At 50.7% G+C, this 15,975-nt stretch carries 17 protein-coding genes, 1 pseudogene and 1 riboswitch; all 18 genes and pseudogenes read left to right on the top strand.

Going from position 1 to position 15,975, the window contains the following annotated elements; genetic code table 11:
* Window position 1 precedes the first annotated feature (1 nt).
* Window positions 2-868 carry a carbohydrate ABC transporter permease gene (locus tag CAGA_RS11295; RefSeq protein ID WP_135660873.1) on the top strand — a complete coding sequence of 289 codons (867 nt, stop codon included), beginning with the start codon at window positions 2-4 and terminating at the stop codon, window positions 866-868.
* Window positions 869-991: 123 nt separating this feature from the next.
* A riboswitch (TPP riboswitch) is annotated at window positions 992-1,089 on the top strand.
* Window positions 1,090-1,322: 233 nt separating this feature from the next.
* The gene (gene thiD, locus CAGA_RS11290) at window positions 1,323-2,135 is read left to right on the top strand and encodes a bifunctional hydroxymethylpyrimidine kinase/phosphomethylpyrimidine kinase (protein ID WP_135660922.1); all 813 of its coding nucleotides are present in this window, start codon (window positions 1,323-1,325) and stop codon (window positions 2,133-2,135) included.
* On the top strand, window positions 2,122-3,453 hold the full coding sequence (gene thiC / locus CAGA_RS11285; RefSeq protein WP_135660871.1) for a phosphomethylpyrimidine synthase ThiC: 1,332 nt from the start codon (window positions 2,122-2,124) through the stop codon (window positions 3,451-3,453). Before thiD ends, thiC begins: the two co-directional genes overlap by 14 nt.
* Window positions 3,450-4,268, top strand: a complete 819-nt coding sequence (gene thiM, locus CAGA_RS11280) for a hydroxyethylthiazole kinase (RefSeq protein ID WP_135660869.1) — start codon at window positions 3,450-3,452, stop codon at window positions 4,266-4,268. The genes thiC and thiM overlap by 4 nt, the downstream gene beginning before the upstream one ends.
* A complete protein-coding gene (gene thiE / locus CAGA_RS11275; RefSeq protein WP_135660867.1) occupies window positions 4,258-4,893 on the top strand; it encodes a thiamine phosphate synthase in 636 nt (211 codons plus the stop codon). Before thiM ends, thiE begins: the two co-directional genes overlap by 11 nt.
* On the top strand, window positions 4,890-5,555 hold the full coding sequence (locus CAGA_RS11270; protein ID WP_135660865.1) for an HAD family hydrolase: 666 nt from the start codon (window positions 4,890-4,892) through the stop codon (window positions 5,553-5,555). The genes thiE and CAGA_RS11270 overlap by 4 nt, the downstream gene beginning before the upstream one ends.
* Window positions 5,556-5,800: 245 nt before the next feature.
* Window positions 5,801-6,697, top strand: coding sequence for a PRD domain-containing protein (locus tag CAGA_RS11265; RefSeq protein WP_135660863.1), 897 nt, complete (start codon window positions 5,801-5,803; stop codon window positions 6,695-6,697).
* A 45-nt stretch (window positions 6,698-6,742) separates the two neighbouring features.
* Window positions 6,743-8,191 (top strand): N-acetylglucosamine-specific PTS transporter subunit IIBC, encoded by a 1,449-nt coding sequence (gene nagE, locus CAGA_RS11260; RefSeq protein WP_135660861.1) that lies wholly within the window; start codon window positions 6,743-6,745, stop codon window positions 8,189-8,191.
* A 131-nt stretch (window positions 8,192-8,322) separates the two neighbouring features.
* Window positions 8,323-8,802 (top strand): PTS sugar transporter subunit IIA, encoded by a 480-nt coding sequence (locus CAGA_RS11255; RefSeq protein ID WP_167875227.1) that lies wholly within the window; start codon window positions 8,323-8,325, stop codon window positions 8,800-8,802.
* A 39-nt stretch (window positions 8,803-8,841) separates the two neighbouring features.
* Entirely contained in the window at window positions 8,842-9,099 is a 258-nt protein-coding gene (locus CAGA_RS11250; protein ID WP_135660857.1) for an HPr family phosphocarrier protein, read from the top strand.
* Between the two features lie 363 nt (window positions 9,100-9,462).
* Entirely contained in the window at window positions 9,463-10,383 is a 921-nt protein-coding gene (pyrB, locus tag CAGA_RS11245) for an aspartate carbamoyltransferase (protein WP_135660854.1), read from the top strand.
* Entirely contained in the window at window positions 10,376-10,801 is a 426-nt protein-coding gene (locus CAGA_RS11240; protein ID WP_135660853.1) for an aspartate carbamoyltransferase regulatory subunit, read from the top strand. Before pyrB ends, CAGA_RS11240 begins: the two co-directional genes overlap by 8 nt.
* A gap of 201 nt (window positions 10,802-11,002) precedes the next feature.
* Entirely contained in the window at window positions 11,003-12,397 is a 1,395-nt protein-coding gene (locus CAGA_RS11235; protein ID WP_135660851.1) for an aspartate ammonia-lyase, read from the top strand.
* A 134-nt stretch (window positions 12,398-12,531) separates the two neighbouring features.
* On the top strand, window positions 12,532-13,290 hold the full coding sequence (locus CAGA_RS11230) for a copper homeostasis protein CutC (protein WP_243113028.1): 759 nt from the start codon (window positions 12,532-12,534) through the stop codon (window positions 13,288-13,290).
* 39 nt (window positions 13,291-13,329) lie between these two features.
* Window positions 13,330-13,785: an Lrp/AsnC family transcriptional regulator gene (locus CAGA_RS11225; RefSeq protein WP_135660847.1), complete on the top strand. Its 456-nt coding sequence runs from the start codon at window positions 13,330-13,332 to the stop codon at window positions 13,783-13,785.
* Between the two features lie 157 nt (window positions 13,786-13,942).
* Entirely contained in the window at window positions 13,943-14,425 is a 483-nt protein-coding gene (locus tag CAGA_RS11220) for a divergent PAP2 family protein (RefSeq protein WP_135660845.1), read from the top strand.
* Between the two features lie 223 nt (window positions 14,426-14,648).
* A complete protein-coding gene (locus CAGA_RS11215; RefSeq protein ID WP_135660843.1) occupies window positions 14,649-15,830 on the top strand; it encodes an iron-containing alcohol dehydrogenase in 1,182 nt (393 codons plus the stop codon).
* 18 nt (window positions 15,831-15,848) lie between these two features.
* Window positions 15,849-15,975, top strand: a pseudogene (locus tag CAGA_RS12865) (transketolase); the annotation flags it as partial.

Genomic DNA, 15,975 nt, shown 5'->3' with positions numbered 1-15,975 from the left:
TATGACGAATACCGCAGAAAAGACTTATGCGCGCCGGCGGGGAAACGGGAAACGCATACAGGTTTATTTTGTTTTGATTTTTCTTACATTGCTTTGCCTTATCCCGTTTTTTATTCTGCTTATCAATGCTACGCGCGCCCATCCGGACATTCAGAAAGGGTTCAGCGTGTTTCCGGGGAATTCCTTTTTTATCAATCTGCACAATGTGCTTCATAACGAGAATTTGCCGGTGCTTTATGGCATCCGGAACAGCCTTCTGATTTCTTTCCTAAATGCTTTGTTTGCAACCTATTTTTCCGCAATGACGGCGTTTGGGCTGCACGCGTATGAATTTCACGGGAAAAAATTGGCGTTTTCCTTCATCATGCTGATCATGATGGTGCCGACGCAGGTTTATTCGCTTGGTTTCATCCGCCAGATGGCGGCCATGGGGCTGAAGGATTCTTTCATCCCGCTGATTGTGCCCGCCGCCGCTTCGCCAACCGTTGTCTTTTTTATGAAGCAGTACCTGATCAGCGCGCTCCCGCTGGAGATTGTGGAAGCGGCGCGCATCGACGGTTCCAGTGAATTCAGGACGTTTAACACCGTGGTTCTGCCGATGATGAAGCCGGCGATTGCAGTTCAGGCGATTTTTACTTTTGTCTTTGCGTGGAACAATTACTTCCTGCCCGCCCTGCTGCTTGACAGCAAGAATAAAAAGACGCTTCCGATTCTCATTGCACAGCTTCGCAGCGCCGATTTCCTGAAATTCGATATGGGGCAGGTATACATGCTCATTACAATTGCAATTATCCCAATCATTCTGGTTTATCTGTGCATGGCCCGCTTTATTGTCGGCGGGGTTACCCTTGGCAGCGTGAAAGGCTGATCAATATGCTTTGAAAGGCGGCGTATCGAAACGGTGCGCCGCCTTTTCCGGTATTCGAAAGAAAAATTGACGGGAGTGAATTGACAGAACCGCAGAAAAGGGATATGATATCAATAAAATTGAATAAGAACACGGGGGGACTCTTCGGAGTTGAGAAGGTAGAACCTGACCCTTTGAACCTGTCAGTTAATACTGTCGTAGGGAGCTTGAATTGAGAAATTGAGATGGATGAATGCTCGCCATGACGGCGGGCATTTTTTATTTCCTTGAAAGATAAATACGGTTGTCCCGCTTACAAACAACCGTCTTTGCGGTGGGTATTCCGTCTAGCCTTTGGCCCTTCGGGGCGGAACATCTCCCTGCAAACCCGCTTTTGATTTTCGGGGTGAACCGTACAAGTGGGGGCGCCGACTCCGCCTTTCCGTGTGCTGCTTTATTTGAAGGAGGAATTGCTATCAAAAATGTATTGACCATTGCAGGCTCGGACTGCAGCGGCGGAGCGGGTATCCAGGCGGACTTAAAAACCTTCGCCGCGCACGGCGTGTATGGGATGAGCGTCATTATTTCCGTTGTCGCGGAAAATACCTGCCGGGTGATCTCCGTTGAAGACGTTGCGCCGGGGATCATTGCCGACCAGATCGACGCCGTTTTCGAGGACATACCGGTCGACGGCGTGAAAATCGGAATGCTGTCGAACAAAGAGCAGATGAAAACGGTGGCGGGCAAGTTATTGCAGTACCGCCCGCGCGGCGTGGTGCTTGACCCGGTGATGGTGGCAAAGGGCGGGTGCGCGCTGATGCAGCCGGAAGCGCTGGAAACGTTAAAGAAGGAAATGCTTCCCCGGGCGTTCCTCATTACGCCCAATATTCCGGAAGCCGAAGCCCTGACGGGCAGGAAAATCGAAACCGAAGAAGAAATGAAGCGGGCCGCGGTGCTCCTGTCGGAAATGGGTCCATGGAACGTGCTTATCAAAGGCGGGCATCTTTCGGGCGACGCGGTGGATATTCTGTACGACGGCGGGGACTTTCATACGTTTATTACGCGACGGATTCCAACAAAAAATACCCACGGAACGGGCTGCACGCTGTCGTCCGCTATCGCGGCGAATCTAGCAAACGGGATGGGGACGGTTGAAGCCGTAAAAGCGGCAAAGGAGTATGTGACAACCGCTATCCGGCATGCCCTGCCCATTGGAAAAGGGAACGGCCCGACCAATCATTTTTATACCCTTTATCAGGAAGGAGGACTCTGCCATGCCGAATTATAAAACACAGATGGAAGCGGCCAAGAAGGGCATTGTTACAAAAGAGATGGAAACCGTAGCGAAAAAGGAAGGTGTTGAGCCGGAAAAGCTGCGTGCGCTGGTCGCGTGCGGCCAGGTAGCGATTCCGGCGAACATCCACCACACCGCGCTTTCCGCGGAAGGGATCGGTACGGGGCTGAAAACAAAAATCAACGTGAACCTTGGAATTTCGGGTGACTGCAAAAACTACGACGTGGAAATGCAAAAGGTGGAAATGGCCTTGCGTTTTGGCGCGGAAGCAATCATGGATTTGAGCAATTACGGCAAAACCAACACCTTCCGCCGCGAACTGATCGCGAAATCCCCGGCGATGATCGGAACGGTTCCCATGTACGACGCGATCGGCTACCTGGACAAGGATCTGCTCGAAATTTCTGCAGAGGACTTTTTAAGGGTTGTAAAAGCGCACGCTGAAGAAGGCGTTGACTTTATGACGATCCATGCGGGGATTAACCGCCGCGCGCTGGAAGCGTTCCATAGGGAAGGGCGAAAAATGAACATCGTTTCCCGTGGCGGCTCCCTTTTGTTTGCATGGATGGAAATGACGGGAAACGAAAACCCGTTCTTTGAATACTACGACGAGGTGCTCGAAATCCTGCGCGAGCACGACGTGACCATCAGCTTAGGCGACGCGCTGCGCCCCGGCTGCCTGAACGACAGCTCCGACGCAGGGCAGATCGGCGAGCTGATCGAAATCGGGAACCTCACGCGGCGCGCATGGGAAAAGGATGTGCAGGTTTTGGTGGAAGGCCCCGGCCACATGGCCATGGATGAAATCGCGGCAAATGTGAAGCTGCAAAAGCGCATCTGCCACAACGCCCCGTTCTATGTGCTTGGCCCGCTGGTAACCGATATCGCGCCGGGCTACGACCACATCACCGCTGCCATCGGGGGCGCGATCGCAGCGGCAAGCGGGGCGGACTTCCTCTGCTACGTTACGCCTGCGGAGCATCTGCGCCTGCCCGATTTGGACGATGTAAAGGAGGGGATCGTCGCCAGCAAAATAGCCGCGCACGCCGCGGATATTGCAAAGGACATTCCCTACGCGCGCGACTTGGACGATCAAATGGCGCATGCCCGCCACAAAATGGACTGGGAAGAAATGTTCCAAATTGCGATTGACGGCGAAAAAGCGAAGCAGTACTTCGAAAGCACCCCTCCGGCCGACCGGCACACCTGCTCCATGTGTGGCAAGATGTGCGCCGTACGCACGACCAATTGGATTCTGGAGGGCAAAAAGGTCGAATTCTACTCCGAAAAAGAAAGGAGATTGAAAAAATGAACACGATTACAAAAGAAATTTCACAGGCAATTGCCCGCTTGCGGGAAGCCGCTCCGCTGGTACATAACATTACGAACTACGTTACCGTAAACGACTGTGCGAACGCCCTGCTTGCCATCGGCGCGTCGCCGATCATGGCGGATGACCCGGCGGAATCTGGCGATATTACCGCGATTTCCTCCGCCCTCGTACTGAACATCGGCACGCTGAACCGGCACACGATCGATTCCATGATCGCGGCAGGGAAAAGGGCCAACGAATGCGGCGTCCCGGTCGTGTTCGACCCGGTCGGCGCGGGTGCTTCCAGACTGCGTAACGACACCGTGAAGGAGATTCTTGAACTGGTAAAAATCGCAGTCCTGCGCGGCAATATTTCGGAAGTTTCCTTTGTTGCTGGGCTGGACGCGACCACCAAGGGCGTAGACGCTTCCGCCGCGGACGGACGCCGTGACGCGGTTTCCGTAGCAGGCTTGGTCGCTGAAAAGCTTGGTTGTACCGTTGCAATTACCGGTGCGGTGGATGTGATTTCCGACGGTAAACGGGTTGTGAAAATTCATAACGGTCACCCGATGCTCAGCAAAGTAACCGGAACGGGCTGCATGACGACCGCGCTGGTTGGTGCTTACGCGGGCGCAAACAGGGATGCGTTCGTTGCGGCTGCTGCTGGCGTTGCCTCCATGGGAATCGCGGGGGAAATCGCCTATAAGAAAGCGGGACAAGTTGGCACAGGCAGTTTTCATATTGCGATTCTCGACGAGCTTAGCCAGTTGGATTTCGCCGTAATGGAAGCGAGGTTGAAGCTGGATGAAGCGTAAAATCGATTATTCGCTGTACCTTTGCACCGACCGGGGGCTGATGTCCACCCCCACCGTGGAGGAGGCGGTGGAGCAGGCAATTCTCGGCGGCTGCACGCTGATTCAGCTTCGGGAAAAGGATTGCTCCTCACGCGCCTTTTGCGAAACCGCCTGTTCGGTAAAAGCAGTGACCGACCGGTACAATACCCCCCTGATTATCAACGACCGTCCGGACATCGCGCTTGCTGTCGGCGCCGACGGTGTGCACGTGGGGCAGAGCGACCTGCCCTGCAAGATCCTGCGGCGGATCCTGGGGGAGGATAAGATTATCGGGGTTTCCGCCTCCACTTTGGAAGAAGCGGTTCAGGCGGAAAAGGACGGCGCGGATTACCTCGGCGTTGGCGCCATGTACGCTACGGGCACGAAAACGGATGCGGCGATCGTTTCCATGGACGAGCTTTTGAAAATCCGGAGAGCGGTAAGCCTGCCCATCGTCGTCATCGGAGGGATTAACCGGGAAACCGCCCCCGCTTTCCGCAACATCGGCGTCGACGGGCTTGCGGTCGTTTCTGCAATTATCGCCCGGCCCGATATCCGCAATGCCGCCCGCGAGCTATTGGAAATATTTAAGGGGAAAAGCGAATGAAAAATTTTAAAGGTGCGATTTTTGATCTTGACGGAACCCTGTTGGATTCCATGGGAATCTGGGCGAAGATTGACGAGCGGTTCCTTTCAAAAAGAGGAATTGTGCTTCCGGAGGATTATATAGAGAAGGTTACACCTATGAGCTACGGCGACGCGGCGGATTATACCATTTCCCGTTTTTCGCTGCCCGAAACAGCGGAAGAAGTGATTGCGGAGTGGATAGAGCTTTCGAAGGAAGCCTACCGGTCGGAAATCCGGCTGAAGCCGTACGCCGAAACGTACCTTCGCCATTTGAAAAGCAAGGGCGTAAAGCTGGCGGTTGCAACCGCGCAGGCAGAGGAGCTATACCGCCCGGCGCTCCAAAATAACGGTGTGCTGGAATTGTTTGACGCCTTTGCCGACTTAAGCGAGGTTGCGCGCGGAAAGGGCTTTCCGGATGTCTACCTGCTTGCGGCACAGCGGGTTGGCCTGAAGCCGGGCGACTGCATGGTGTTTGAGGATATCTCCCTGGGAATCCTGGGAGCGAAAGCAGGTGGATTTTGTACCTGCGGGGTTTACGATCCGTATTCGGAATATGAAAAGGAAACCATTCAGCGGGAAGCGGACGGTTATATCCGTTCCTACCTGGAGTTGTGCGAGCTGGAATCCCGGCAAGGCCATTGAATAAGCGCTTGCGCCGGGATACGCCGGTTAAGCTGTTTTGCAAGATCTCTCATGACTAAAGGAGAATTAATTTCCATAAAAATAACTATAGAAAGAAAAATTTTCATAACATATTGACAATTGCATAGGAACTAATTATAATAAGAGAAAATTGAAGTATGTAACTGATTCGATCAGGCATAAGCTTTCAGATCTCCTTTTTGTAGGGGGCTGACTGCTTATGCCTTTTTATGCTTTGAGGGGGGTTGAAGCTGAATCGTCAAGATGGGGAATGCTATGAAAAATTGAAAGATGTGGGGGCTCCCGAAATGGGCTTGAAAGTGATTAAGGCATTGAACAACAATGCGGTTCTTGCTAAAAAGCCGGATGGCAGCCAGATCGTTCTGATGAGCAAAGGCATCGGTTTTGGAAAAAGGCCGGGAGATACTGTGGATGAAAATACAGCGCAACAGAAAATGTTTTACATCCTGGACAGCAGCGGGAGCGAAAGTAAGCTTAGGCAGCTCAGTTTGGAAGAAGCGAAGGTAGAACAGATAACCCGCGAGATTGTTGAAATTGCACGCAAAAAACTAGGGATTCAAAACGAAAAACTCTTTGGCGCTTTACTCGATCATATTACGTTTGCGATCGAATGTCTGCAAATGGGGTTGCCGATTGACAATCCCTTCATTGGGGAAATTTCTATTCTTTACAGTAAAGAGTATGAAATAGCACAGATCGCCGCGGAAATCATAAAGGAACGCATCGGCATTGAAATCGGCGACGGGGAAACGGGTTTTATTGCGCTGCATCTTTGTTCCGCCCGCAGAAACAAACACATACGCACAACCATAAAAAATACAAGGGTGTATAGTGAAATTCTGGATATGGTCGGCGCCATGCTCGGGAAAAAACTGGATAAGGCACACGCGCCCGCCAAAAGCTTTCTGCTTTCCGTGCACTGCCTTGTTACTTTAACCGCCAATCAAAAACCGATCACCATGAAGATAAGCCAGCAGGTAAAGCTCAGCATGACCGATTCGTATGCGATGGCTTCAAAGGTTGCAGAGGTGATCGAAAAGGAGATGGATATCCGTCTTTGCGGCGATGCGGTTGCTTTCATAGCGACGGATATTGAAAAGCTTAAGCAACTCGTAACCTAATCGAGGGAGCTCGATTCAAAATATTTATTATTAGGGGGAAAAACAATGCAAAAGGTTTTAGCGGCATTTCAAAAGCTTGGTAAATCATTGATGTTACCAATCGCGGTACTTCCTGTTGCTGGTCTTCTTTTACGTTTTGGGCAGCCGGATTTGCTCAACATCCCGTTTATTCAAAACTCGGGCGGAGTCCTGTTCGACAATCTGCCCATGCTGTTTGCGATCGGCATTGCTGTAGGCCTTGCAAAAGACAACCACGGCGCGGCGGGCTTAGCCGGCGCAATCTGCTATTATATTCTTACCGAATCCAGCCAGGCGGTAAACTATGCTTTACAGGTACATACCATCTTCTTGCCGGAGGGCGGACTACCAAAGGATCTGACCAAAATCAACATGGCGGTTTTCGGCGGGATTATCGCCGGTATTATTGCCGGTTTGCTCTATAACCGGTTCAGGGATACGAAGCTTCCGGATTGGCTCGGATTTTTCGGCGGCAGAAGATTTGTCCCGATCGTTTCCGGCGGCGCCTCCCTTGCCGTGGGGGCTGTTTTAGGCGTGATCTGGCCGACTGTTCAGAAGGGGCTTGACGCGGCGGCAAACTGGATGCTTACAAGCAAAGGCCCGGGTGAATTCATCTACGGTTTCCTTAACCGCCTGCTCATCCCGTTGGGGCTGCATCACGTAATTAATACGCCGATTTGGTTCCAGTTTGGCGATTTTACAAAACCGGACGGAACAGTCGTTCATGGCGATATCAACCGTTTTCTTGCCGGCGACCCAACTGGCGGTCATTTTACAGCCGGTTTCTTCCCGATTATGATGTTCGCTCTGCCCGCGGCGGCTCTGGCAATGTACGTATGCGCGAAGAAAGAAAACAAAACCGCTGTTGGCGGCGCCCTTTTCTCCGTTGCCCTTACGGCTTTCTTAACGGGTATTACCGAGCCGATTGAATTTATGTTTATGTTCCTTGCTCCGGTTCTGTACTTGATCCATGCGGTGTTAATGGGCGTATCCCTCGTTGTCTGCAGTGCGCTGGGCATTCACGACAGCTTTGCTTTCTCGGCCGGTTTGACAGACTACCTGCTCAACTGGAACATAGCGCGCAACGGGTGGATGATTATTCCGGTCGGTCTTGTGTTTGCGGTTATTTATTTCTTCCTGTTCGTGTTCTTTATCAAGAAGTTCAACCTGAAAACACCCGGCCGCGAGGACGACAACGAAACGGCTAACTTTGCAAAGCTTGTGGAGGACCAGGGCTTTGATAATTTGGCGAAGCAATACATAGAGGCGCTCGGCGGTGCGGAGAATATTAAGGAGATTGATTCCTGCATTACGAGAATCCGCCTGGTTCTGCAAAGCAACAAGGAACTGGATGAAACGGCATTCAAGTCCCTTGGCGCTTCGGGCCTGCTGAAAGCAGGAAATCAGGTAACGCAGGTTATCGTTGGTACAAAGGCGGAAATGCTGGTTAACGCAATGAAAAAATTCCTTGCGTAAAGCAGCGCCTAGTCGAATAAGTTAAAAATCACAGCGGCGGGGGAATGCTTCTGGCTCCGGTCGGAAGCACGCCCGCCGACTTTTCCGTTTCAATCAACGGGTTTGTGCAGAATATATCACTGGAGGTTCCTATGGGATTATTTACAAGAAAGAAAAAGAAGTTCGAAATTTTAGCCCCACTAACCGGCAAGGCGGTTCCTGTTTCGGAAACGCCCGACAGCGTCTTTTCCGGGAAGGTTCTGGGGGACGGTGTGACGATTCTTCCGGAAAACGGGGAAGTGGTCGCGCCGGTAGCCGGTAAGGTGGTCAACATTGCGCATTCTTACCACGCCCTTTGTATTGAGGGCGACGACGGGGCGGAAGTGCTCATTCATTTAGGCATCAATACCGTTGAGTTGAAGGGAAAGGGATTTTGCTGCCATATAAAGCAGGGGGATCATGTCCAGGCTGGACAAAAGCTGATGAACATGGATCTGGAATTCATTAAAGAACAGGGCTACAGTACAGCCTCTCCCTGTATCGTGACCAACCTTACAGACCTGAAAAATCTGTCCCTGCAGACAGGGGACGCAAAAGCGGGAGAAACCGTTGTTGTCCAATATGAAAAATAAAAATTAAAGTAAAACAGCAACGCAAAGGGGAAAACAAAGATGAAAACAATACAATATACCATCACCGCTACCGACGGCCTGCATGCAAGGCCGGCAGGGCTTTTGGCGAAATGCGCACAGGAGCTTGATTCGGAAATTATTATTACCTGTGGCGGAAAGAGTGCGAATGCAAAAAAGCTTTTTTCGATTATGGCTTTGAGCGTAAAGGAAGGGGACACCATTGAAATTGCGGTGTCCGGAAAGAATGAGGAGCAGGATATAAAAGCAATCGGCGATTTTTGCCGGGAAAACCTGTAATTACGCATGCCCGCTTTCGGGGACACAGATAATCATACACTCAATCCGACAGGGCCGGACAGCCAAAACAAGCTGCCCGGCCCTGTGCGGTTACCTTCCCGGTTGTCAAAGCGCTTTGACAGGGCGAACGGAGGGATCAGACGGTATAATCGTGTTTTCCCCGACCTCCGTTATTCTAAACAAGTGTTGTCGGTGAGTTGGAGGCATATTTTATAAGTTCTTACAATGGACATCGGCGGCGCGCTAGCGTATACTATAAAACAAAAACCATTCCGGTTCATGACTGAGCAGCACACTTTGAATTTTTCAGGGTGTGCTTCTTTTCGGGCATCCGGACGCAATTTGAAGATGATGGAGGTAAAAATGAGACATCTGATCGATCCACTCGACCTATCCGTGCAGGAAATTGACATGCTATTGGATTTAGCCGATGATATTTCAAAAAATCCAAAAAAGTATTCGCAAGTCTGTTCGGGGAAAAAATTAGCAACCTTATTTTACGAGCCTAGTACACGCACCCGGTTAAGCTTTGAATCCGCAATGCTGAACATGGGAGGCAGTGTATTAGGCTTTTCTTCTGCAAACAGCAGTTCCGCTGCGAAAGGGGAGAGCGTTGCCGATACGATTCGGGCCGTTTCCTGTTATGCCGACATTTGCGCAATCCGTCATCCGAAAGAGGGCGCCCCGTTAAGGGCTTCCCGGTATTCCAAAATTCCGGTTATTAACGCCGGCGACGGCGGGCATCAGCATCCGACCCAGACATTAACAGATTTAATGACCATCCGTGCGAAAAAGCACAGGCTGGATCATTTAACCATTGGACTGTGCGGCGATTTGAAATTTGGCCGGACGGTTCATTCTTTAATTAAGGCTTTATCAAGGTACGAGGGCGTCCGCTTTGTGCTGATTTCCCCGGAGGAACTGCGGGTGCCGGACTACATAATCGACAATGTCCTCAAAGAAAAGAATATTCCTTATGAGGAAGTCGAAAATATCGAGGACGTGATTTCGCAGCTCGATATCCTTTATATGACAAGGGTTCAGCGGGAGCGCTTCTTTAATGAGGAAGACTATATCCGCTTAAAAGACAGCTATATTCTGACAATGGCGAAAATGAAGAATGCAAAGCCGGATATGGCGATTTTGCATCCGCTGCCGCGCGTAAACGAAATTGCGCTGGAAGTGGACGACGACCCGCGCGCCGCCTATTTTGATCAGGTTCAAAACGGAGTGTACGTTAGAATGGCACTAATGATGACGCTTTTGGAGGTAGAACATGCTTAATATCGACAGCTTGGAAAAAGGAATTGTACTGGACCATATCCGCGCGGGAAGCAGTATGAAAATTTATGATTTGCTGAAGCTGTCCGAAATGGATTGCTGCGTTGCGGTCATTAAAAATGCCAAGAGCAATAAGCTCGGAAAAAAGGATATTATTAAAATCGAAGGAACCACCGACGTCGACCTCGACGTGCTTGGGTTCATCGACCACAATATTACCGTTAATATTATTGATAACGGGAAGATTATTGAAAAGAAGAAGTTGGTTCTTCCCCAAACCCTGACCAATGTGATTAAATGCAAAAACCCCCGTTGCATTACCAGCATTGAAGAGGAGATCGATCATGTATTCCGCCTTACGCAGGACGGAACACAGCGCTACCGCTGCATTTACTGCGAGCAGGAGTACCAGGATAAGTAAATCCCGCCGGAAAAACGGGCAGGAAAACAAGTTGAAAAAGAAAGTATATTGCAGAAAAACTTATTTTTGTTAACTTTCAGGTTCTGTTTCCATATTTAATTTTCATTTTGCCGGTATGTATTTACGTGTGGATTCTCCGGTGCTATCCTCTAATAGCAAAAGTTATGTTGTGTTTCGGAATGTATTGGAGGAGGCAAAAAAATGAAAACAAGAATCGAAAGCGATTCGATTGGCAGCTTGGAAGTACCGGAGGAAGCCTATTACGGGGTTCAGACGTTAAGGGCAAAACAGAATTTCCCCATCACCGGCTTACGGATGAACGATTGTTTTATAAATAGTTTGGCCGAGATTAAAAAAGCGGCCGCGATTACCAACTGTGAAGCGAACTTGCTCGACCGGACAAAAGCGGACGCCATAGTAAAGGCCTGCAATGAAATCCTTGCGGGCAAATGGCACGACCAGTTCATCGTTGACCCGATTCAGGGTGGCGCAGGGACTTCGGCAAATATGAACGCAAACGAAGTTATTGCGAACCGGGCTATCGAGATTCTGGGCGGGAAAAAGGGTGATTACACGGTCGTGCATCCGAATGACCATGTGAATATGTCCCAGTCGACCAACGACGTATTCCCGACCGCCGGAAAGCTGACGGCGCTGATGCTGATGCCGAAGGTCATCGCCCAGTTGAAACGGCTGAGCGACGTGTTAAAGAAAAAGGGAGTCGAATTCAACGGCATCGTGAAAATGGGGCGCACCCAGCTTCAGGATGCCGTCCCCATCCGGCTTGGCCAGTCGTTCCACGCTTACGCATCCGTTGTCGACCGCGACATCCGGCGCCTGGAAAAAGCCGAGGGGGAAATCCGCGCCGTGAATATGGGCGGAACCGCTGTCGGAACGGCGATCAATGTCAGTCCCTCCTATCTGGAACACATTGTTGAAAACCTTCGTAAGCTTAGCGGGATCGAAATCCGGCAGGCGGACGATTTGATCGATGCCACGCAGAATCTGGACGGCTTTGTGGCTGTTTCCAACGCGCTGAAAACTTGTGCGGTGGATCTTTCCAAAATGGCGAACGATTTGCGCCTGCTTTCCAGCGGGCCGAAAGCAGGCATTGCGGAAATCAGCCTGCCGGCGAAGCAGAATGGTTCTTCCATTATGCCGGGCAAGGTAAACCCTGTCATTCCCGAGGTTGTGTCGCAGATTGCGTTTAATATTATTGGCAACGATATGGCGATCACTATGGCTGCGGAAGCCGGGCAGATGGAGCTGAACGCGTTTGAGCCGGTGCTGTTTTACAATTTATTTGAATCCTTGACCACACTGGAAAACGGTGTAAGAACCTTTGTGGACAACTGCGTGTCCGGCATTACCGCAAACGAAAAGCGCTGCAGGCAGCTTCTCGGGCAAAGCGTCGGAATTGCGACCGCCCTGTGCCCTTACATCGGTTACCGGAAATCCGCCGAAATTGCCAAGCTTGCGCTGAAAACCGGCAAAAATGTGGAGGACATCGTTTTAGAGAAAGGCCTTCTGCCCAAGCAGATGCTGGATAATATTCTGAATCCTATGGCAATGACCCGGCCCAATATCCGGGGTTGACGATTTCAGGATTGAGGGTTAAAATAGCTTACATACGGAAAATGGAAACTGCCTCCTGCCTTTGGCGGGAGGCAAAATGATGCCGGTAGGAATTCTGCCGCATAGGCAACGGATAAAAAGGGATGTATGTAACTGTGAAAAATTATTTACTGGAATGTTGTGTGGATTCAGTAGAATCCGCGGTCGCCGCGCAGGCGGGCGGGGCCGACCGGCTGGAATTGTGCGGAAATTTGATCATCGGGGGAACCACGCCGGATATTCATTTATTTTTGGCGGTAAAGAAAAAGGTTTCCATTCCGGTCAATGTTTTGATACGACCGCGCTTCGGCGACTTTTGTTACACGGATGAGGAATTTAACATTGTTCAAAAAGATGTTGAAATGTTCCGCGAAAACGAAGCGGACGGCATCGTGATCGGCGTCCTTCAGCCAGACGGCAATCTGGATTTGGAGCGGATGGGTATTTTGATGGACGCGGCCGGGGACAGGCCGGTTACGCTCCACCGCGCATTTGACGTTTGCCGCGACCCGTTCCAGATGCTTCGTGCTGCCGAAAAGCTCGGCGTGCGGACCATACTAACCTCTGGACAGAAGAATTCGAGTTACGAAGGACGGGAACTGCTTGCAAGCCTTGTAAAGGAAGCGGACGGGAAAATCGATATTTTAATCGGTGGCGGCGTCGGCGCGGAAAATGTCGAAGTGCTCGCTAAAGAAACCGGTGCGCGGTCCTTCCATATGTCGGGGAAGGCGACGCTCGACAGCGCCATGACATACCGGAAACAGGGTGTGAGCATGGGACTTCCGGTTATGAGCGAGTATGCCATATTCCGAACGGACGAAAGGAAAGTGGCAGCCGTCCGGAACATTTTAAATAAGCTAGGTTCAGCCGGCTGAAAGGAGAGCCGGCTGTTCCCGTTGCGGGGGATATAGAGAATGCTAGATAAAATCGACAGGAAATTGATAGAACTGCTGCAGTCCAATGCGAGAATATCCATTAAAAGACTGGCGCAGGAGGTGTTTTTGTCCGCCCCGGCGGTTTCGGCACGGCTGGAACGGCTGGAAAAGCTGAAAATCATTACGGGTTACACCGCTTCCGTCGATTATGTTAAGCTGGGGTACCATATCATGGCCTTTATTAACCTTGAAGTTGCCCCAAGTGAAAAAGTAGTATTTTATCCGTTCATCCAGAAATGTCCCAATGTGATTGAATGCAACTGCATCACGGGGAATTATTCCATGCTGATCAAGGTTGCATTCCCCAGCACGGTGGAATTGGACACCTTTGTGGGGCAGTTGCAGCAATTTGGGCATACGCAGACGCAGATCGTTTTTTCCACGCCTGTTCCGCACAGGGGCATTAAACCGGCGGACTATAGTGAAGAGCAATAAGCCGAAGAGCATATCATTTGCCGATATGCTCTTTTTTGTCATAAAATATTAAAAAACCGGAAAATCATTTTGCTTTATAACATTGGAAATGGTATAATGAATTACACTTTTAAATGTCAATTCGCCGCCCGGCATATAAAGGGAAAGATGGGGTTCGATGATCTATAAAATTCTTACTTTTAATTACTTGATTACGATTGGCGTTGTTTCATGGATTGCCGCGCAGGCAATTAAATCCTTGATTTTTATTTTCCGCAACAAGCGGATCGATTTCAAAACACTTTCCGGCGCGGGGGGGATGCCAAGTGCGCACTCCGCACTCGTTTGTTCCGTAGCGGTTGGAACCGCCCACGAATACGGCCTTTCATCTCCTTACTTTTCCTTTGCCTTTACGCTGGCTGTGATTGTTATGTACGACGCCATGGGCGTCCGGCACGCGGCCGGTGAGCAAGCGAAAGCGATTAATTCCATACAGGCTTATCTGAAAAAGCACCGGTACGAGCTGCCGGAAGGTGACGAATATTTTGAACATATGCTTACGGGGCTGAATGAATCGCTGGGGCATACGCCCACGGAAGTGATCGCCGGCATGGCTCTCGGGATTCTGATTGCGGTATTATCCATTATCTGGCTCCATTAAAGTGTGTACGGCCGTCCTTTAAACGCAAATTTATCGGACGGCTGTTATTATTGGAATTTTTCTCTTTTTAGTGTCATAACTCCTGCTTTTTGCTTCATGCGAATCCGGAACTGCTGAGTTGCGCATAATATTTTTTAAATAAACTGGTGTGGGGATTCAAACATTTGACACATTTCAAAAATGGTGTAAAATGATATCAGCGATTAACGAAAGGGTCTTGCAGATGAAAAATTTTACATTTTATTCCCCTACGGAAATCATTTTCGGAAAAGATTCCGAGCTTCAGGTAGCGGATGAAATTATAAAGCACGGCGGCACACGCGTTATGGTCCTTTACGGCGGCGGAAGCGCGGTGAGGAGCGGCTTGATCGCAAAAGTGGAACAGACCCTCAAAAAGGCGGGCCTGCCTTTTCTGACGGTTGGAGGAGTCCAGCCGAACCCCCGCGTGTCCTTTGCGCGCGATGCGGTTGCCAAAGCGATTGCTTTCGGTGCGGACTTTTTCCTTGGCGTCGGCGGCGGAAGCGTGATTGATACGGCGAAAGCGGTCGCGCACGGAGTGGCGAACCCGGATACGGATTTATGGCTTTTCTGGACGCGTGAAAAGGAGCTTACGAAATCCATGCCCGTCGGCGCGGTGCTGACTATTTCCGCAGCCGGAAGCGAAACCAGCGATTCGGCTGTGCTGACGAATATGGAGCTGGGCGTAAAAAGAGGGCTGAACACCCCGTTCAACCGCCCCCGGTTTGCCATTATGAATCCGGAACTGACCTATTCGCTTCCTCCTTTTCAGGTTTCCTGCGGCATCGTCGACATCATGATGCATACGCTTGATCGCTATTTTACACCGACAGAGGGAAATGAGATTACGGATGAAATCGCCGAATCCCTTCTGCGGGTTGTCATAAAGAATGGAAGAATCGCACATGAAAATCCACACGATTACGACGCGATGAGTGAACTGATGTGGTGCGGAAGCCTTTCGCACAACGGGCTGACCGGGCTCGGCGCCGTAACGGATTTCGCGCCCCATCAGCTTGGCCACGAGCTGAGCGCCCGTTTTGACGTTGCGCACGGCGCGAGCCTCTCGACCGTATGGGGCTCCTGGGCTGCTTATTGCTGGCGCGATAAACCCGAGCGCTTCGTGCGTTTCGCGGACAAGGTTTGGGGAATCCGAAAGAGCGGTACCGAGGAAACCGTGAAGGCGGCGATTGCCCAAATGGTTTCTTATTTTGCTTCGCTCCAAATGCCGACCTGTTTTACGCAGCTGGGTATCGGGGCGCAGAGCGACGATGTTCTTCGTCAGTTGGCGGATAGCTGCGTGTTCCACGGAAAACGCACGATCGGCGGATTTAAAAAGCTTGACGGCAAGGATGTCTATGAAATTTATAAAAAGGCCAACTATTAATAAACAGGAGGAGAATTCATGAACAACATGGAAAAGAAGGAACTGCGAATACTGGCCTGTAAAGTAAGGCGTGGCGTGGTTGAAGGTGTGTACCACGCAAAGTCAGGACACCCGGGCGGGAGCCTGTCGGCGGCCGACATTTTCA

Origin of the sequence: Caproiciproducens galactitolivorans, from assembly GCF_004768785.1 — a bacterium.
GTDB lineage: Bacteria > Bacillota > Clostridia > Oscillospirales > Acutalibacteraceae > Caproiciproducens > Caproiciproducens galactitolivorans.
This window is presented reverse-complemented; position numbering and strand designations above follow the sequence as displayed.